Here is an 18,676-nt window from a genome sequence, read left to right as displayed (position 1 = left end):
CAGCAGCGAAGAGGCAATCGATATCCGCGCTGCCGCAAGGTAATTGGCGCTCGTGGCATCTGGACGCGCCCTGCCGCACGCACGTAGAATCGACTGCGGCGCCGACCCGATCCGCTCACTCCCCCGCTCGCGAACAGGAGATACCGCGAGACCGGTCGAGAGATCTTCTGCCGTACCAGCGATCCCAACTCACCATCCCCTCGGAGCTCCGCTGAGGAGCTCCCGTTCCGGAACGATTCGCCCTCGGTAGGCACGGACACCACGGGCCGCACCCGCCCCGAGGTCACCGGCTCCCGGAAACAATCCCGTACCCGACCGGCTCTCCTGCCGTGTACCCACCGGCACCGCGGCCCGGACCTCGGTCGGCGATCCACCGAGCCCGTCGATCGGCCCGGCCGTACCGGTCCGAAAACCCCTGCCGGAAGACAACCGGCGCACCAAGAGACTTCGGAGGTCTGTGATGACATCGGATACCGGCGCACGCCAGGGCGCCTCGGCGGATGCGGTCGAACATCACTACGATATCGGGACCGAATTCTACCGGCTGTGGCTCGGCCCGGACCTGACCTACTCGTGCGCCCTGTGGGCCGACGGCGACGACCTCGACCGTGCGCAGCAGCGCAAGCTCGACTACCTGATCGAACAGGCCCGGCTCACCGGCACCGAACGGATACTCGATATCGGCTGCGGCTGGGGCAGACTGATGCGGGCGATCACCGACCGGCACGCACAGACCCGGGTCACCGGACTGACACTCAGCCGCGACCAGTACCGCCACGTCCGAGCCCATGCCGCGGAGCGCACCGACGTGCGCCTGCAACATTGGCAGGATCATCGGCCCGACAGCCCCTACGACACCATCTTCTGCATCGGAGCGCTCGAACATTTCGTGCGGTTCGGGCTGTCGCGCCGCGAACGCACCGCCACCTATCGGGCATTCTTCACCTATTGCCACAGTATGGTGCGCCCCGGCGGCGGCCTGGTGGTCCAGACGATCGGCAAGGGCAACCGTCCACTCGACCAGAACTCGATCACCGATGTGCAATTCCTGGCCGACGAGATCTTCCCGGAGTCGGATCCACCGCGGCTCGCCGAACTCGCCCACGCGTCGGAGAAGCTGTTCGAAATCCGTTCGGTGGTCAACGACCGCCACCACTATGCGACCACCTGCGCCGAATGGCTACGGCGGCTCCGAGCCCGGCGCGCCGAGGCGGAGAAGCTGGCCGGGGCCCGGGTCACCGAGGCCTATGAACGGTACCTGGAGGCGTCCGTCCGGCAGTTCGAGGAGGAGCACCTGGTGCTGTACCGAATCGCGCTGCGCAGAGTGGGTGATGCCGAGGCGGCGTCCGAATAGACCGGTCACACCGGCCGGTCGAGCAGCCGTTTGGGGTGCATCCCGTCGACGGCACCCATGAACGGCGGGTGGATGCTGTACCCCAGCATCCGCCGGATGTTCTCCGAGACCGTCCGCGCGGTATCCCGGCTCGTGGCCAGGGTATAGGCCTCCTGCGGCCGCAGCCAGGGTTCGCAGTACTGCACGGTCACCCCCAGGCGGGCGCCGGTACTGCGATTCGCACCGCCGCCGTGCCAGAGCGTACCGAGATAGAACGCGCAGGATCCGGCCGGCATCCGCACCGCTGTCCGGACATCGGCTTCGGCGGGACCGCGCTCGGAACCCCAGCGATGACTGCCCGGCAGCACCACTGTGGCGCCGTTGGTCTCGGTGAACGCATCGATCGCCCACATCGTCGCGGCGCTCAACGGGGGCCGGGGTCGCGGGACCGGGTAGAAACCGTCGTCGTGGTGCAGCATCTGCGCGTGTTCGCCGGGGTGGATATCGATGGCCTGCAATTGCGAGAGCAGATAATTCGGCAGGAACAACCGATCGAGCAGGGCCAGCACCCGGGGATGTTCGACGAGCGCGTCGCAGGCACGGGTCTTCTCGAGCAGATTGTAGGCTCGCCGGGTTCGCTGCCCCTCGAAGGTGTTGCGGCCGGTCCGCTCGAGGAACGGGGTGAGCGCGCCACGGAGTTGTTCGCATTCGTCGAGGGTGAGCAGGTTCTCCCAGACGACGTAGCCGTCGCGTTCGAGCGCGGACAGGTCGGCGGCGACCGTGGCCGGGTCCACCGCGTCCGAGGCGGTGGTGGTCGCCGGATGACGGCGCGCCAGATCGCCCCGCAGATCGTCCAGAGAGGTGATGACATCGACCGGAGGCGGAGATTGTGCAGGGTTCACGACTGCTCCTCGAGCGATTCGGGCCCGTCGACGGACCGAACCCAATTGTGTTACCGCTCTTACGGTTCCGCAATACTTTCAGTCCGGCCACCACGGTTGTCGCACACAGGCCCGCGGCCCCGCCGCCACCGGCCGACTGCACGGAACCGGCGTTACCGGCCCTCGGTGCGCACCGGCGAGCCGGGCGACCGTTCGTCCGGTGGCGGTGATCGGCGAGCCGTCAGTGCTTGCGACCGACCGCCCCGTAGAGCACCAGCTTGGTTTCCGGCAGATCGTCGGCGAGCCACTGCTGCAGGGGGACCACGCCGGGCCCGGTGTTCTCGAAACCGTCCAGCAACGATGTCACCTCTTCGCGCGATCGGTACCGCACCTGCGCGGAACTGTTCCGCGCATCCTGAGAGGTGCGTTCGATGATCTCTGGATGGCTGATATCGGCTCCGTGGGTGAGCGCCAGATAGCTGCCCGGCGCCATGGCCTCGCGATACCGGGCGACGAGTTCGGCCGGATTCTCGTCGTCCATCACATAGTGCAGGACGCCGACGAGCGTGAGGGCCACCGGTGCCGCGAAATCGATGCCCGATTCGGTTTCCAGCCGCCGGATGAGTTCGGCGGGACGGCGGACGTCCGCGTGCAACGCGCTCACCCCGGGATGATTGCCCATGAGGGCATTGCAGTGCACGAACACCACCGGGTCGTTGTCGACGTAGGCGACCCGCGCCGCGGGATGCGTTTCGTGCGCCACCTCGTGCACACTGGGTGAGGTCGGGATCCCCGAGCCGAGATCGACGAACTGCCGTACCCCCGCCGCGGCGGCCGTACGGACCGCGTGCAGCAGGAATTTGCGGCTGAACCACGCCAGTGACCTGGTTTCCGGAGCCACCGCGAGAATGCGATGGGCGAGCGCGCGGTCGACCTCGTAGTTGTCCTTTCCGCCCAGCAGATAGTCGTAGACCCGAGCCGAGCGTGGCATGCGCGGATCCACCCCCTGCGGTACACGTTCGATCTCCGGCTGCGGCCCCGCGACCCCGCCGCGACCGCTCGCGGCCACCCCATCGGAATTCATGTCTGCGCTTCTCCCTCCGCGGCGATGCGGACCGCGCGCCGCATGAGCGCGTCGGCCACCGGGCGCGACCGCCGTCCCAGTCCGCACGCACAGGCGATACCGTCCACCGGCCGCCCCAGTGCTGCTTCGACCACCGACAGTACGTGCAGCTGTTCTTGCTCCGTGGGCAGATCGTGTACCAGGCCCGCGTAGAAGGCGGTGCCCGCGCCCAGCGCCAGATCGCCCAGCGGGGTATAGAACTGCGGCCGCAGCGGCGGCGGAATCGAGCCGGCCGCGAGCGGGGCGTGCACGAATTCCAACGGCCGATCCGCCGGCCACTGCCGGGCGATCGCATTGGCCAAATCCACCAGCGGACGGGTGTCGCGCAGCGTGGCGCGGGCCTTGTTGTGCAGGCTGCCGAGGCATAGGTGCACGCCGAACCGGGTGCCCACCGGAGCGGCGGCCGCCAGCTCCGCCGGGCCGCGGGCCAATCCCAGCGCCCGGTCGGCCGATCCGTGGACCGGCTGCGCCATCGCAATCAGCACCAGTTCGGCGGTGGCCTCGAGCTGGACGACGACATCGGGTCCGGCCAGCTCCCGCACGGCGGTGATCTCCCGTGCGGTGGCGTCGGCGAAGGCACGGCGATGCCGCAGCACTCCGCTCGCGCCCAGTGCTACGAAGGCGAGAGTGAAGGCGGTGGGCATCCCGATCTGCAGTGCCGTTCCGGACAGATCACGGGCTCGGCGCAGTCGCGTGTACACCGGGACCGCCTCTTCGGTTTCCCGCCGGTAGCCGAGGTCGAGGGACTCGGCGGTCAGTGTGCTCCCGCGCGGCACGCGGTAGCGGGTGCGGTCCCGGCTGCTCCGCCATTCCCTGACGCGCGTCACTTCCAGTACGCCCTGGGCCGCCAGATCCTCGATGATGGGGCGGATATAGAATTCGTAGCGGCCGATCTCCCCGGTCGGGAGGGTACGCAGCCGGGGCGCGGCGGCATCGAGCATCGCCCGCATGGCGGTTTCGGTATCGGCGGCCGGAAAGCTTCCGACGAAATGGACGGCCCGCCTCTTCACGCTCGCATCCTAGCCCTCCCGGACGGCTGCCGGTGGGCCCACGCGGGAATCGGTAAACCCGCTCCCACACCGATTTCCGGCGCGGTGGGCACCACATCCGTTGCGCGCCACGGCAGCGCCCATTAGGGTCCCGGGCACATGACTGCTCGCAGGTTTCCACTCGGCCGTCCGCAGGGATCGCGGCGTATCCGTCGTTCGACGGTACGCATTTCGGCCGCTGTGGTAGCCGTTCTCGCATTTCTGGCGCCGGGGGTGGCGCACGCCGCGCAACCCGACCCGGGACAGTGCGCGCCGACCCCGTTCCCGCTGCGCGCCGGCGGCACCCTGGCGACAACCCTGTGCACACCGGCCGGTGGTGACACCGATACCGTCATGGTGCTGATGCCGGGGTCCAACTACAACGGCACGTACTGGGATTTCCCGCACGCCCCGGAGATCTACAACTTCCGGCGCGCGATGAACGCCGCCGGTTACGCGACGCTGGTGGTCGACCGGCTCGGGACCGGCGCCAGCAGCCGGCCGGCCAGCACCGGGGTCACCGCCACCGGGGACGCGCAGGCCCTGCACGAAATCATCGGCGCGCTGCGCACCGGTCTCGCCGGCGCCCGGCCCTTCGGGAAGGTCGTCACCGGTGGGCATTCGCTCAGTTCCGGGGTGGCGGTGCTGGAGGCGACCACCCATCACGATGTCGACGGAGTTCTGCTGACCGGCTATTCGCACGGCCTGAACATTGCGGGCGCGCTCGGCATCATCGGCACCTATCAGCCGGCCGAGCAGGATGCCGCCTTCGCCGGCGGCGGTTACGACAGCGGATATCTCACGACCAGGCCGGGCACGCGCGAGAAATCGTTCCATTCGCCGGCGACCGCCGACCCCGCGGTCGTCGCCGTGGACGAAGCCACCAAGGATGTGTTCGCCGCGACGGAGTATCCGGACGGGCTGACCTCCACCCTGCCGCCGATGTCCACGCAGATCACCGCCCCGGTACTCGTGGTCAACGGTAGCGACGATGTGCTGTGCTCCCGGGTCTGTGCCGATACGGCGACCCTGCAGGCCGCCGAGGCACCGCATTTCTCCCCGGCCGCGCGGTTGCGCACGTTCGTGCTGCCCGGGAGCGGGCATTCGGTGAATCTCGCCCGCAACACCGCCGACTATCAGGCGGCGGTGCGGGACTGGATGGAGTCGATCGCCGGCTGAGCGCCGCGGCGAACACGGCGGTCAGTTCAGACCGGCCACTTCCTGGGCGAGGACCGCGAGCCGGGTCTGCGCCGCCGAGACCACACCGTGCCGCTTCTTGTGCGCCTCCTCATAGGCGACGATCGCCCGGATATCGGCCGGGTCGGTCAGTTCCTTGACCGCGGCGACCGCCCGGCTCACATTGAGCCGGTCGTAATCGGCGATGGGCAACTCCCCCGGTTCGAGCACACCGATGCTCGCGCGGACCGAATGCAGCGAACCGGCGGCGGTGCCCGCGCCTTCCCGGCGGGTCACCTGCTCGGCGCTTTCGAGCGCGGCGTCGCGGGAGGCGGTCAGCGTCCGGGCGACGATATCGCCGGCGTGCGCGCCCCGGGCCAGTAGTTCACCGAGCGCGGGCGGGGTGGCCCGGACGGTGTCCAGCGCACGGTCCACACCGCGCGCGGACCAGGTGACGGGCAGATTGACCAGCTTCACGGCAGCACCGGCGGCCGCCTGTAGTGGCGTGCGGCGCAGCGCCGCCGGACCGCCGAGCGCCTCCTCGGCCAGGACGGTGGTCAGCCAGTCCACGGTCGCGGAGTGTGCCGTGATCAGTCGCTGCGCCAGCGCCGCGATATCGCTGTGCCCCGCGCTGGTCGCAAGGGCCTTGACGTACCGCGCGCGGTCGAGGAGCTGGTGTTCCAGGGTGAGATCGCCCAGCAGGGCCTCGTCGAACGGTTGCGCCTGTTCGATGAGCGCCTTCACCACGGCGGTGGCCCGGCCGAGGAAGGGGCCGATCACCTCGGGTACGCCGCCGAGTTCGCGAACCGCGGCGCCGACGGCTTCGGCACGGGCCCGGGCGTTTTCGGCGTTCTCGGACAATTCGCGGCGCACTGCCTCGGTCCGTGCCTGCCCGATGCGGGTTTCCGCGATCTGGATCTCGGTATCGGTCAACTCACGGATCGCACGCAGCTGCGCCAGCAGAGTAGTGGTTTCACGCGAAGTCATACGAATATCGTTCCTCCGGTGTCGATTTTCTGGCGGGTGCCACGATGCACCTCTGGTGCGCCTACCCGCTCTGCCTATCGATAATCAGCGTCACGGAGGAGACTTCGCCCGTTCGCCGCCCCGGCTTCCGGCCCACCGTGCCACTGCAGGAATTGTCCGAACGGTTGCTCGGGTACCGTGTGCGACAGTCGGTACGGGGCGGGAGGTGACGTTGGCGTCTTCGGCGAAGTCGCTCGGCGAGCTCGCGGGGCGGCTGACCGGCGCCCTCGAACAGGCCCGGTTCGCGCTGGCGGGACACATGAACGCACTGGCCAGACAGCTCCGCCGGTCGCAGAAGGAGTTGGCCGACGCCGATCGGTTGCTGTCCGATACCGATCGGAGGGACGCCGATACGCGCGCCGGTCATTTCGGTGACGGCGTCGAGCGTGCGGGTGCGCGGGAACCCTTTTCGGCGCAGATGCGGTCCCGGGAGCCACGGCCGGCCGACGCGACGCTGTCGAAATTGGCGACCGATGTGTACCTGCCGGGGTCGACCACCCGGATCGACGGCTTCACCCGTCTCTCCGCCGCGGAGCTGAACGCCGCCGGGATACCGGACGACGCGCTTCGGGATACGCGCAGCGGACTGGCCGCGGCGTTGTACCGGGATGAGCAAGGCCGGCACGTTCTCGCCTTCGCGGGTACCGGCCAGCGGAGCTGGAAGGGCTGGAAGACGAACCTGTACCAGGGAACCGGGCTGCATGCGCAGCAGTACGTGCTCGCCGGTCGGCTCGGCAAACTGGCTCGGACCGCCTTCGGAAACGAGCTGGTGCTGACCGGCCATTCCCTCGGTGGCGGCCTGGCAGTCACCGCGGCACTCAAGTCCGGGGCTCCGGCGGTGACCTTCAACGCCGCCGGGCTGTCCGAACGGACCGTTCGCGGACTGGGGTTGGAGCCCGAGGCGGCCCGCACCTTCGCGGCGGCGGGGCATGTGCGCAGTTACGTGGTGGCGGGGGATCCGCTGACCGGATTCCAGGAGGCGCACCAGGCGCGCCGCGTGGTGACCGGCGGGCTGCTCGGCGGGCTGGTGGGCGGCGCCTTCGGCGGTGGGGTGGGTGGCGCCCTCGGCGGTCCGATCGGCCGGGCCGCGGGCAGTATGGCGGGACGGGGGCTCGGCGGTATCGTCGGCGCCACCATGGGCGGCTCGGCCGCGGCCACGGTGACCGCCGGCGGGCTGTCCCGCGTACAACCCGCCCTCGGTACCCGTATCGACCTGCCCGACCCGTTCCCGCCGGAGGAGCGGGGCACGCGGCTATCGCACGCGCTGCGACTGCACAGTATGGGTGCGGTGCAGCAGGCTCTCGACACTGTGCGACCGTGGTCGTGACCACCACCCGGCGGCCGAGCACACGGCACGGGAGGCCGAGAGTACGGGAAGGACCAGCGCGATGGGGACACCGTTCGACCGAACCGCTGCCCGGGATTGCGCCGCGGCGATAGCGGCACACGACAGCGGTCGACTCGGCGGGGCGCTCGCCGCCGGCGCCGATCCGAATGCCGTCGGCGACGAGGGCCTCACCCTGCTGCACTGGGCGGTGCTCAGTCGGTCCGAAGCCGCGTGTGCTGTGCTGCTCGATGCCGGTGCCGACCCGCATCGCGCCGACGACGACGGTGAGACGCCTCTGCATTGCGCGGCGTCGATCGACGATCCGGCATATCTGACGACGCTGCTCACCCGGCAGGCGGATCCGGATGTGCCGAATCCGCGCACCGGGAGCACCCCGCTGCTGCAGGCCGTGCTGCGGCAATTGGATCGGAACGTATCCGTCCTGCTCCGGCACGAGGCGAACCCGAATATCGCCGATCTCGCCGGTGAACTACCGCTGCACGCCGCCGCGCAGCTGGACAGGTACGCCGACGTACTCGCGCTGCTGGAGGCGGGAGCCGACCCCGCAGCGGTCAACGGGCAAAGGGTGACGTTCCAGCGATACCTGTTCATGACCCCGTCCGTGCTGTTGCCGCCCACCTCCCGCGCCGCGGTCGACCGGATCTCCGCCTGGCTGGCGGAACACGGCATCCCGGTGGAAGACGGGTGACGACCGGCCGCCGTGGGAGCGGCGGCACACGACAGGGGTCCTCATCGACGGTCCCCGGCGGCTGCGGCTCGCCCCGGCTCGGCGGAGCTCGTATGGCGCAGCAGCCGTAACGCGTTTTCGGAGGCGGAGCCCGCCGCGGTGGTCATCAGTACCAGCGACTGGTCCGGCGTACGCGCGACGACAAGGGTCTGCTGACCGACCGTGAGCTCGCCGACGAGGGGGTGCCGCAGCAGATAGGTATCGGCCTCACAGGGTTTGATGCGATGGTCGCTCCACAGCGCGGCGAATTCCGGGGAGGCCATCGAGAGTTCGCCCACCAGGGCGGCCAGGCGAGCGTCCTCCGGGTACCGGCCCGCGACCGAGCGCAGATTACCGACCACGGCTCGCGCTTTGCGTTCCCGGTCGGCATAGAGCGCACGGGTGTGCGGATCGAGAAACAGCATGCGGCTCAGGTTCGGCCGGTCGGCCGCCCGATCCGGGGCCGCGTAATCGACATGCCCGGCGAGCAGCGCGTGACCCGGACCGTTCCAGGCGAGGACGTCGGTGCGGCGCCCGAGGAGCACGGCCGGCACCTCACCGAGCGAGCGCAGGAGCTCGCGGGTGAGTGCCGAGACCCGCTCCGCCGGCGGCCGTTCGAGTCGCCGCGGCCGCCGCGCCGCGAGGGTGTGCAGATACGCGCGTTCGTGATCGTCCAACCGCAGCGCGCCGGCCAGGGCGTCCAGCACCGCCGGGGAGGCGTTGACCGCGTGGCCCTGCTCCAGCCGCGTGTAGTACGAGGCGCTGACACCGGCGAGTTGCGCGAGTTCCTCCCGTCGCAGACCGCTCACCCGCCGCCGTTGGAGACCCGCGATCACCCCCGCGTCCTCCGGGCGCAATGCCGAACGCCGTGCTCGCAGGAATTCGCCCAGATGCCCGGAAACCGCCATCGGACCAGTGTGCCCCCGCGCCGGCACCCCGTACCTCTCCCTGGCCGGGATACCCACACCCGGGTCTGGCTGCCCCGCGGGCCGCCGCCACATGCTGGCCGTGTGAACAGCACCGATCACCGCACCGAACCCGCCGTCCGCGAGATCGTCCTGGGCGACGTCACCGTCACCCGGGTCGTCGAGTACTACGGGACCGTCCACATGTCCCCGGGGGCGTTCTTCCCCGACGCGTCCGAAGACCTGTGGCGCCGGCACGAGGACTGGCTCGCGCCGGACTTCCTGGACGCGGCCGCGAACGAATGCCGCAGCGCAATCCAGACCTGGGTGTTGCGCAGCGAAGGCCGGACCATTCTGGTGGACACCGGCGTCGGCAATCACAAGGAGCGGCCATACTCTCCGGTGTGGAGCCGGCTGGACACCGACTTCCTCGGTGATCTGGCCCGGGCCGGTGTCCGGCCCGAGGATGTCGACCTGGTGATCAACACCCACCTGCACGTCGATCACGTCGGCTGGAACACCCGGCTCGACGGCCGCGAATGGGTGCCGACCTTTCCCAACGCCACCTATCTCGTGCCCCGCGCCGACTTCGATTTCTGGAACCCCGCGAACGGATACCGTCCGACGCTGGGCCGGGGCAACCAGAACGTCTTCGAGGACAGTGTCGCCCCGGTGCACGCCGCCGGGCAGATCCGGCTCTGGGAGGACGACTACCGGATCGACGCCGGCCTGCGGCTGGAAGCCGCACCGGGCCATACCCCTGGGTCGTCGGTGCTGGCACTGCGTTCGGGTGGCGATCGTGCGCTGTTCGTGGGCGATCTGCTGCACACCGCGCTGCAGTTCGTCGAACCGGACACCAACAGCTGCTTCTGCGAAGACCCGGTGCGATCCCGGGCGACCCGCCGCCGGTTGCTCGCCCGCGCCGCCGACGACAACGCGCTCGTGATCCCCGCCCATCTCGGCGGCCACGGCGGCGCGGAGGTCACGCGCAGCGGCGACTCGTTCGCCGTCACGGCCTGGGCCCCGTTCACCCGGATCTGAACCCGAACAGGAACAACGGAATGTCCGATACCACTGTCACCACCACCGAGGGAGTCCTGCGCGGCACCGTGGCCGGCACCGTGCGCCGCTTCTTCTCCGTTCCCTATGCCGCGCCCCCGCTCGGGGCGGGCCGATTCGCGCCACCGGCGCCCCGGGAGCCGTGGACCGGCGTGCTCGACGCCACCCGGCCGGGCCCGACCGCGCCGCAGCCTCGCCGGGACGGGTTCGGCGCACTCGATATGTCACCGTATTTCGGGCCCGGCTGGATCCGGGGCGAGGACTATCTCACCGTCGATATCCGGTCCCCGGTCGGTGCGGTGGACTGCCCGGTCATGGTGTTCGTGCACGGCGGAGGTTTCGTCGCCGGGTCCGCTCGCGCCCCGATCTACGAGGGTTCCGCGTTCGCGCGCGACGGAGTCGTGCTGGTGACCGTGCAGTACCGGCTGGGGGTCTCCGGATTTCTGGAACTCCCCGGGGCCCCGCGCAACCGGGGTGTGCTCGATATCGTCGCCGCGCTGGGCTGGGTCGGCCGGAATATCGCGGCCTTCGGCGGCGATCCGGGGAACGTCACCCTGTTCGGGCAGTCGGCGGGCGCCACGATCGTCGGCGCGGTAATCGCCTCCGAAGCAGCCGCGGGCCTCTTCCGGCGGGCGATCGTGCAGAGCGGTAACGGTTTCGGCGCGTTCTCACCGGAACAGGGCGCGCGGGTCACGCGGGCCGCCGCGGCGGCCCTCGCGGTGGCCCCGACGGTATCGGGCTTCGCCTCGGTGTCCGACGCGGATCTCGTCGGCGTCGTCTCGGCCTTGCACGGGCTGGACCTGCGCACCAGCACTGACTTCGACCCGCTGCTCGGGCTGAGCCCGTTCGGCCTCGTCGCGGAATCACAGCCCGCGCAGAGTTGGTCGGCCGCGGTCGATCTGCTGATCGGCACGAATACCGAGGAGGGCAATCTCTATCTCGCCCCGCAGGGGGAACCGGCGAATTCGACCGCCGCGGATGTGCGGGCGATCGCCACCCGCGCCCACCCCGATCCGGACCGGGTCGTCGCGGCCTACCGGGCACAGCACCCGGACGCTACCTTCGGCGCGCTGCGCGCGGCGATTCTCGGCGATGCGCTGTTCGGGACGGGCAGTCGCCGGGCTGCCGCAGCGCACGGTAACGCGTTCGTCTACGAATTCGCCTGGCGGTCGGAAGCTCTGGGTGGAGCGCTCGGGGCCGCCCACGCGGTGGAGCTGCCCTTCGTGTTCGACTGCCTCCGGCTTCCGGAGTTGCACGGGCCGGGCGGCTTACTCGGCCCGGCCGAAGCTCCGGCACGGTTGGCCACGGAGATGCACACGGCCTGGGTCCGCTTCGCCAGGACCGGTGATCCCGGATGGCCGCGCTTCCGCCACGGAGCGCACGTCCGCCGGTTCGGCGGCGATGCCCCGGCCGGACGCCGAGCAACCGGCAACGGCCGCGCCTAGGGCCCGAAGGTGAGACCGAAATGCACTCCCAGCTTGTTGAGTGCTTCGGGATCACCGAAAACGGCTTCGCCGCTGACGTCTTCGTCGAGGGGGTTCACGGAACAGAAATGTTCGACGAGGCCGGTGTGGATTTCGGTGACATAGGTGGCGAAGACCAGCGCGGCTTCCAGGTCTTCGCCGTCACCGGGATACACCGGCCACGACTCGGTCACTCCGTTGCTGTCGAACACGAGCTTCCATTGCTCGTCGTTCTCCACCAGCCGCACGTCGGTGATGGTCACCATCCCGCGGCTGCATTCCGCGATCGACTGCAGTTCGGATTCGTACCACTCCCGACGTTCGTCATGGCTGCTCTCACCGATGTGACGGAAGGTCTTGTAGTCGAAGGTGTACCGGATTCCCAGCTCGTCGAGGAGGGCGAGCACCGCGCTCTGCTCGGTGTGCCCGTAGTAGCTCAGCGGCTCGTCGAACGATTCCACCAGCAGCTGTCTGCCCAGGAAGGTCCGCTGCGCGGGCGTTTCCGGGTCGACGAGCCCGAGCTCGACGATCAGATCCACGACTTCACGCACGGTGCGCTCGGGCCTCATCGGGTCCTCCTTCGATCCGTCGCGCCCCGGGTGGTAGCGACGGCCGAGGGTATCCCGGCCCTCCGACACTGTTCCCGGCCACGATGTTCCGGACTCCGATACGTCCGGTCCCGGCGGCGCTGGTGCGGGGCACCGGCTTCCGGGCCCCACCGCCGGCACGGCTACGGTGACGAGACCAGGGTGGACAGGAGTCGTTCATGGTGCGGTTGGACCATCTCGTGAACGTATTGGGCGGGTATGGAGTGCGCTTGCGCTGCTGCCCCGTGTCGCGGGCGACCGTGATCCGCAGCGTCGCGATGTTCGACGCGACCGGGGCGGAAGAAGCGACCGGCGATATCCTCCTCGCCGTGGGCGCCGGTTCCGTCCGGGCGGCGGTGGCCGGGGCGCGGGCGGCGAAAGCGGTCGCGGTGCTCGTGCGCGGCGGCGCCGGCGCCGACCGCGAAGCGGCCGCGATCGGCCCCGAGGACGGGGTCGCGGTGCTGGTGGTCGATCCCGCGGTGTCGTGGAGTCAGCTCGCCGGGGTGGTCTACGGGCTGGTGCTGGAGGGGCGGGAAACCGCGTCCGGGCGCGGTCCCACGGATCTCTTCGCGCTGGCGGACAGCTTGGCGACCGCGGTGGACGGCGCGGTGACGATCGAGGATCCGCTGTCCCGCGTGATGGCTCATTCCACGTTGGGGCGGGTGGCCGACCGAGCCCTGCGGGAGACGGTGCTGCAGCGCCGGCAACCCGCTACCTTGCGAGAACTGTTCGAATCACGCGGAATCCATGCGCATCTGGCGAGCTCCGATGCACCCGTGTTCGTCGAACCGGACCCCGGGCACGGGCTCGACGGGCGGATGGTGGTCGCGGTGCGGGTGGGCCGGGAACTGCTGGGTTCGGTGTGGGTGGCCTGCACCGAACCCATCCCGAGTGCCCGACGGGCCGCACTGGCCGACGGGGCCCGGACGGTGGCCCTGCATCTGCTGCGGTCGCGGGCCAGCGCGGACCTGGAACGCCAAGTCGAATCCGAGCTGGTGATCCGGCTGCTGGAGGGCAGCCCGGATGCCACCACCGTGGTCGGCCGGCTCGGGTTGGCGTCGGCACCCTTACGTGTGGTCGCGGTGCGTGCGCAGATCGCGGCGGAACGGCATGCCGGGCTGCTGCTGGCCTTCGAGCAGGCCACATTCGGTTTCGGCTGGTCGCGGCCGGGCCGCAGCACACTGTCGGACAACACCGTCTACACGATCCTGCCCAGCGACCGGGTGCGGACGGCGCGGGACTGGGTGACCGCGCTGCGCACGTCGCTCCCGGCCCGCGTGACGCTGTCGGCGGGGATCGGCGGGCCTGCCACGGCCGCCGACCTGCCGTCCTCCCGCCAGGAGGCGGACGAGTGCCTGGCGCTGCACGAACAGAGGTCGGCCGATATCGCGTACCCGGCCTACGACGAATCGTGGGGCGAGATCCTGCTCCAGCGGTTGCGGGCGGCGGCACGGACCGGCCGGATACCGGCGCGTGGCCCGGTCGCGCAGTTGCGCCGGTACGACAGCGCGCACGCCACGGACTATGTCGCGACCCTGCGGGCGTGGCTCGATGCCCAGGGCGATCCGGTGGTCGCCGCCGCCGATCTCGGCGTCCACCCGAATACCGTTCGCAACCGGATGCGGAAAATGCGCGAGGTGGCCGCGCTCGAGCTGGAAGATGCACGCACCCGGCTCGCCATGACGATCGATCTCGCGGCTTCCGAGGACGACTGAGCGCCGGTTGTAGAAACTGAACAACTCGCGGGGGCGAAACTGTGCTGGACGGACATGCGCCCCGCCGCCCCCCGGGCCATCATGGCTGTTACAGCGCATCGTTCGACGTGGAGGTGAGCATGGCGCGCGCAACGAGTCGGCTCGACCGCGAACGAGCAGCACAGTATCGGGTGCAGGACCCGATACCCCGCTGAATCCTCGGCTATCTCCCCATCCGTGGAGCCGGTGTCGTGAGTACCCGGCTCCACGGAGTTCTGCCGCAGGGGCGGCCTCTCCTCCCCCGACCCCGACGGCAGAACTCTTTCCGATCGAATCCCTGTAGGACGGATATGACCAATAGCTCGCCTGTATGGCTGACACCGCACGCACACGAACAACTCCGGTCCGAACTGGCCGAACTGCTCGCCGCCGAAGCCGCCGGGCAGCCCGAGAACGCCGACCCGGAAGACCGGCTCACCGCTCGGCGCCAGCGGCTGGCCCGTATCGCGCATATCCGGGACCTGTTGAACAACGCCGTATTCGGGCAGGACCCACCGGACGACGGTATCGCCGAACCCGGGATGGTGCTCACCGTCCGCTACGACGACACCGCCGACACCGAAACATTCCTGCTCGGCAGCCGCGCCGGCGACCACGACGATCTGGAGGTCTACTCCCCGGACTCGCCCCTGGGAGCCGCGCTCACCGGAGCCCGGCGCGGCGAACAACGCACCTACCGCGTACCCAACGGCACCGAGTTCCGGGTCACCCTGCTCGAGGCCGTCCCCTACGGGCACACTGTGACGAGCGCTTCTCACTCGGCATGAGGGCCGTTCGATCGAGCGCGAGGATGCATGTGCGCACGAGTGGAATCACCCTTGTCCATATCGATTCCCCAGCGATCGTCCGGGACGACCGAACGATCGCGCTGCCGGTCCGTACCTGGCTGTCCGCGGGATTCTGGGAGCTCTTCGGCCTCCCCCGCGCCGACCGGGCGCTGGCCGCGCTCTCGTTCGGCACCGCGGACGCTCCGCGCACCTACCTCGCCCGGCGCGGCGACGATCCCACGACGTGGACACCGGCGCCGCTGCGGGTGGACGTCCCCGCCACACTGGGTCCCGGCCCGGGAGTCCTGGAGATCTCCGGCCCGATGAACCGGACACGACGCCGCCTGATCGAACGGACCACCCTGGTGATCGCCCTGGCCACACCGCTCGACGGTCGACCGGACTCGGTCCTCCCGGCACAGATGTGGGAGGACGACCGGTGGCACACGACGATCCTGGTACCCGACGCCCACCCCGTGGTGCCGACGCGGAACGGCGCCGGCCGGTAGCGAAGACTCCGCGGCGGCGCGACACCAACCCGCGCGCCACCGCCGTTCCGGGCGCCGGTCACGTCCGCGGTGCACCTCGGCGGCCGCCGAGGTGCACCGCGAAGTGCTCTTCGATGGCGCGGTAGAGCCGGATCCGGTTCTCGGGGTTGGCGAAGCCGTGTCCTTCGTCGTCGGCAACAAGGTACTCGACCGGGACGCCGCGTGCGCGCAGCGAGGCGACGATATTGTCGGATTCGGCCTGGACGACACGAACATCGTTGGCCCCCTGCGCGACGAGCAGCGGGGTGGTGATCCGGTCGGCCATGGTGATCGGCGACCGGGTCCGCATATCGGCCTCCTGCTCGGGAATTTCGGGGTCGCCGACGTAGCGGTACCAGTTGTTCACGTTGTACGCCCGGGTGAACGGCGGCAGGGTACGCAAGAAGTTCGCGAGGTCGGAGATACCGACATAGTCGACGGCGGCAGCGAAACGGTCCGGTGTGACGGTGATTCCGACGAGTGCGGCGTACCCGCCGTAGGAGCCGCCGTAGATGCCGATCCGGTCGGGGTCGGCGTAGCCCCGGGCGACGGCCCAGTCGACGGCATCGATCAGGTCGTCGTGCATCGCCCGGGCGAACTCGCCGATCGCGGCCGTGACGTGCCGGCGCCCGTATCCGAGCGAACCACGGAAGTTGACCTGCAGCACGGCGTAGCCCCGGTTGGCCAAGAACTGCGCGTCGCTGCTGTACCCCCAGGAGTCGTGGGACCACGGCCCGCCGTGCACCACCAGCACCAGCGGCAGGTTCCGCGGCTCCACCCCGACCGGCAGGGTCAGGTAGGCGTGCAGGGGCAGACCGTCACGGGCGGGAAACCCGACGGGTTCCATCGGCGCCGCGACCGCCGGGTCCCGGTCCGGGTACGAGCGGAACAGCAATCGGGCCGCCCCGGTCGCGTGGTCGTAGAACCAGGCGACGCCGGGATCGCGGTCGTGGACGAACGTGGCGATCCAGCGCGTGCCGGACTCATCGGAGGACAGGGTGCCCAGCACACCGTCGGAGAGCTTCCGCAGCTCCGCGTAGACCTCGGCGAAGTGGGGATCGAGGACCTCGATGTGCGGACGGTCGCCGACGAACCGCGCCGCGAGTATCTCACCGGTAGCTCGGTCGGTGTGTACCGGCGGCGGGAGTACCCCGGGCAGCATCATCCCGCTGATGTCGAGGTCGTGCCCCTCGACCGCGGCGACGACGGTTTCCGCGCCGGTTTCGTGGTCGACCCGGACCAGCCGCAGATCGTCGCCGTCCTGGAACGATCCGACGAGCAGACCCTTGCCGTCGGTAGTGACCAGTTGGGGTTGGACGCTCATGGGATGCTCGGCGCCGCCGAGGCGACGCAGCAGCCGCGTCTGCCCGCCGGGGTCGATCGCGGAGATCTCGACCAGACCGTCCGCGGCGATCGTGGTGCGGAAGGCCGGCTCGCCCCGACGGTCGAACAGGATCCCGGCCGTCGGGTCGTCCTGCTCACGGTGCAGCACGGTTTCGCCGGTGGCGACATCGATCCGGAACACGTCGAAGAACATCGGGCGACGGTTCATCGTGACCAGCACGCTGCCCGGGACCGATGTGAGCGGTTCCGCTCCCACCACCCGGGACCCCGGCTCCAGCGGGGTGAGGTCGACGGCCGGTGAGTGCGGGTCGTCGAGGTCGACGCGGTAGAGGTGCCAGTCCTCGTTGCCGTCGGTGTCCTGCAGGTAGAGCAGCCAGCGAGGGCTGTCTGTCCAGTAGTAGGTGGTGATGCCGCGGCGGGCATCATGGGTGACCGGGACGGCGTCGTCGTGGGTCCGGTCGATGCCGCGGACCCAGACGTTGAGCCGCCCGCGGTGCGGGGCGAGGTAGGCGATGCGGGTGCCGTCCGGGGAGATGGACGGGTGTGCGAACTGTGGATCGGCGAAGAAGGTCGCGACGTCGATCAGCGCCGGCCGCTGCTCGGTCGCGTGTCCGGACACGGTCATGGAGTCTCCTGTTCGTTGACTACGACAGCAATCGGACACTGTGCCGTTGCGGCACACTCAAGCCGGACATCGGGATGACCTTCTCCCCCGCCGGTTCGGTGCGCCCGGGAGTACATGATGACCACCGTCTCGCCATCGGCGACCCTGGACCTACCCGCGGAACTGGAAGCACATCACGCCGATGTGATACGCGCTACTCTGCCGGTGATCGCCCAGCACATCGACGACATCACCGCCCTGTTCTATGAGAAGTTGTTCGCCGCCCACCCCGATCTGCTCGCCGGCCTGTTCAACCGCGGTAACCAACGACCCGTCCGGGGTGGTCACCTTCGTCGTGGAGGCTGCCGACCCCGCCGATCCGCTCCCGGACTTCATTCCCGGACAGTATGTCTCCGTCGGCGCGACGCTCCCCGACGGGGCACGCCAGCTACGCCAATACAGCCTGGTCCACGCACCGCGCGACGGGCGGCTCGCCTTCACGGTGCGGCCGGTGGCCGCCACCGCGGACCAACCCGCCGGAGAGGTCTCGAACTGGCTGACCACGCACGTCACGGTGGGCGACAACCTGGCGATCACCCTGCCCTTCGGCGACCTCACCCTCGATACCGCCGCGAGCACACCGGTGGTACTCATCTCGGCCGGCATCGGTATCACGCCCATGATCGGCATCCTCGAATACCTCGCGGCCGGCACCGCCCAGCGGCAGGTACTCGTCGCGCACGCCGACCGCAACCCGGACATCCACCCGTTGCGCACGGTCCGGCGCGACCTCGTCGACGCCCTACCGAACGCCGACCTCGAGCTGTGGTACGAACAGCCATCCGGCGACAGCCGGACCGGCACCCTCACCGTATCCGCGCTCGACCTGCCGGCGGAGGCAGATATCTACCTGTGCGGCGGGGCCGGATTCCTGCAGTCGGTACGCGCACAACTGACCGCCGCGGGAGTTCCGCTCACGCGAGTGCACTCCGAACTGTTCAGCCCCGACGACTGGTTGCTGCGATGAGATACCGATCGATCCGGG

General features: G+C 69.8%; 18 protein-coding genes. 10 read left to right on the top strand and 8 right to left on the bottom strand.

The genetic code is table 11. The features are described from left to right. Positions 1-460: 460 nt before the first annotated feature. Complete coding sequence (locus NF4_RS10025; protein ID WP_063127022.1) at positions 461-1,354, top strand: class I SAM-dependent methyltransferase; 894 nt, start codon at positions 461-463, stop codon at positions 1,352-1,354. Between the two features lie 5 nt (positions 1,355-1,359). On the opposite strand, the gene NF4_RS10020 is transcribed toward NF4_RS10025, so the two are convergent. The 3 genes from NF4_RS10020 to NF4_RS10010 form a co-directional block, all read right to left on the bottom strand. Beyond that, on the bottom strand, positions 1,360-2,235 hold the full coding sequence (locus NF4_RS10020) for a phytanoyl-CoA dioxygenase family protein (RefSeq protein ID WP_063127021.1): 876 nt from the start codon (positions 2,233-2,235) through the stop codon (positions 1,360-1,362). A 220-nt stretch (positions 2,236-2,455) separates the two neighbouring features. Further along, on the bottom strand, positions 2,456-3,298 hold the full coding sequence (locus NF4_RS10015) for an SAM-dependent methyltransferase (protein ID WP_063814543.1): 843 nt from the start codon (positions 3,296-3,298) through the stop codon (positions 2,456-2,458). Continuing rightward, the gene (locus NF4_RS10010) at positions 3,295-4,347 is read right to left on the bottom strand and encodes a hypothetical protein (RefSeq protein WP_157120140.1); all 1,053 of its coding nucleotides are present in this window, start codon (positions 4,345-4,347) and stop codon (positions 3,295-3,297) included. Before NF4_RS10010 ends, NF4_RS10015 begins: the two co-directional genes overlap by 4 nt. A 219-nt stretch (positions 4,348-4,566) precedes the next feature. On the opposite strand from NF4_RS10010, the gene NF4_RS10005 reads away from it, so the two are divergent. Then, positions 4,567-5,544 (top strand): alpha/beta hydrolase, encoded by a 978-nt coding sequence (locus tag NF4_RS10005; protein ID WP_232330390.1) that lies wholly within the window; start codon positions 4,567-4,569, stop codon positions 5,542-5,544. A 21-nt stretch (positions 5,545-5,565) separates the two neighbouring features. On the opposite strand, the gene NF4_RS10000 is transcribed toward NF4_RS10005, so the two are convergent. Beyond that, positions 5,566-6,528 carry a hypothetical protein gene (locus tag NF4_RS10000; RefSeq protein WP_063127020.1) on the bottom strand — a complete coding sequence of 321 codons (963 nt, stop codon included), beginning with the start codon at positions 6,526-6,528 and terminating at the stop codon, positions 5,566-5,568. Positions 6,529-6,733: 205 nt separating this feature from the next. Here NF4_RS10000 and NF4_RS09995 point away from each other — a divergent pair, with 205 nt between their 5' ends. Together NF4_RS09995 and NF4_RS09990 are read left to right on the top strand one after the other, a co-directional pair. Next, positions 6,734-7,894: a Tle-like phospholipase domain-containing protein gene (locus NF4_RS09995; protein WP_063127019.1), complete on the top strand. Its 1,161-nt coding sequence runs from the start codon at positions 6,734-6,736 to the stop codon at positions 7,892-7,894. Between the two features lie 61 nt (positions 7,895-7,955). Continuing rightward, positions 7,956-8,603 (top strand): ankyrin repeat domain-containing protein, encoded by a 648-nt coding sequence (locus NF4_RS09990; RefSeq protein WP_063127018.1) that lies wholly within the window; start codon positions 7,956-7,958, stop codon positions 8,601-8,603. Positions 8,604-8,644: 41 nt separating this feature from the next. On the opposite strand, the gene NF4_RS09985 is transcribed toward NF4_RS09990, so the two are convergent. Then, on the bottom strand, positions 8,645-9,529 hold the full coding sequence (locus NF4_RS09985; RefSeq protein WP_063127017.1) for a helix-turn-helix domain-containing protein: 885 nt from the start codon (positions 9,527-9,529) through the stop codon (positions 8,645-8,647). Between the two features lie 102 nt (positions 9,530-9,631). Here NF4_RS09985 and NF4_RS09980 point away from each other — a divergent pair, with 102 nt between their 5' ends. After that, a complete protein-coding gene (locus NF4_RS09980; protein WP_063127016.1) occupies positions 9,632-10,567 on the top strand; it encodes an MBL fold metallo-hydrolase in 936 nt (311 codons plus the stop codon). Positions 10,568-10,587: 20 nt separating this feature from the next. After that, positions 10,588-12,030, top strand: a complete 1,443-nt coding sequence (locus tag NF4_RS09975) for a carboxylesterase/lipase family protein (RefSeq protein ID WP_063127015.1) — start codon at positions 10,588-10,590, stop codon at positions 12,028-12,030. Here the strand turns inward: NF4_RS09975 and NF4_RS09970 are convergent. Then, a complete protein-coding gene (locus NF4_RS09970; protein ID WP_157120138.1) occupies positions 12,027-12,617 on the bottom strand; it encodes a hypothetical protein in 591 nt (196 codons plus the stop codon). The genes NF4_RS09975 and NF4_RS09970 overlap by 4 nt on opposite strands. Before the next feature lie 197 nt (positions 12,618-12,814). On the opposite strand from NF4_RS09970, the gene NF4_RS09965 reads away from it, so the two are divergent. The 3 genes from NF4_RS09965 to NF4_RS09955 all read left to right on the top strand — a co-directional run bounded on the left by NF4_RS09965 (position 12,815) and on the right by NF4_RS09955 (position 15,665). Beyond that, the gene (locus tag NF4_RS09965; protein ID WP_063127013.1) at positions 12,815-14,350 is read left to right on the top strand and encodes a PucR family transcriptional regulator; all 1,536 of its coding nucleotides are present in this window, start codon (positions 12,815-12,817) and stop codon (positions 14,348-14,350) included. Between the two features lie 329 nt (positions 14,351-14,679). Beyond that, positions 14,680-15,156, top strand: coding sequence for a GreA/GreB family elongation factor (locus NF4_RS09960; protein ID WP_063127012.1), 477 nt, complete (start codon positions 14,680-14,682; stop codon positions 15,154-15,156). Between the two features lie 29 nt (positions 15,157-15,185). After that, a complete protein-coding gene (locus tag NF4_RS09955) occupies positions 15,186-15,665 on the top strand; it encodes a hypothetical protein (protein WP_157120136.1) in 480 nt (159 codons plus the stop codon). A 58-nt stretch (positions 15,666-15,723) separates the two neighbouring features. On the opposite strand, the gene NF4_RS09950 is transcribed toward NF4_RS09955, so the two are convergent. After that, positions 15,724-17,652 carry a S9 family peptidase gene (locus NF4_RS09950; RefSeq protein WP_063127010.1) on the bottom strand — a complete coding sequence of 643 codons (1,929 nt, stop codon included), beginning with the start codon at positions 17,650-17,652 and terminating at the stop codon, positions 15,724-15,726. Between the two features lie 150 nt (positions 17,653-17,802). Next, on the bottom strand, positions 17,803-17,979 hold the full coding sequence (locus NF4_RS40250) for a hypothetical protein (RefSeq protein ID WP_439956749.1): 177 nt from the start codon (positions 17,977-17,979) through the stop codon (positions 17,803-17,805). Between NF4_RS40250 and NF4_RS09945 the strand changes: the two genes are divergently transcribed. After that, positions 17,972-18,658 (top strand): ferredoxin reductase domain-containing protein, encoded by a 687-nt coding sequence (locus NF4_RS09945; RefSeq protein ID WP_063127009.1) that lies wholly within the window; start codon positions 17,972-17,974, stop codon positions 18,656-18,658. The genes NF4_RS40250 and NF4_RS09945 overlap by 8 nt on opposite strands. Positions 18,659-18,676 lie beyond the last annotated feature (18 nt).

Source organism: Nocardia fusca NBRC 14340, assembly GCF_001618425.1.
Classification (GTDB): Bacteria; Actinomycetota; Actinomycetes; order Mycobacteriales; family Mycobacteriaceae; genus Nocardia; species Nocardia fusca.
This window is presented reverse-complemented; position numbering and strand designations above follow the sequence as displayed.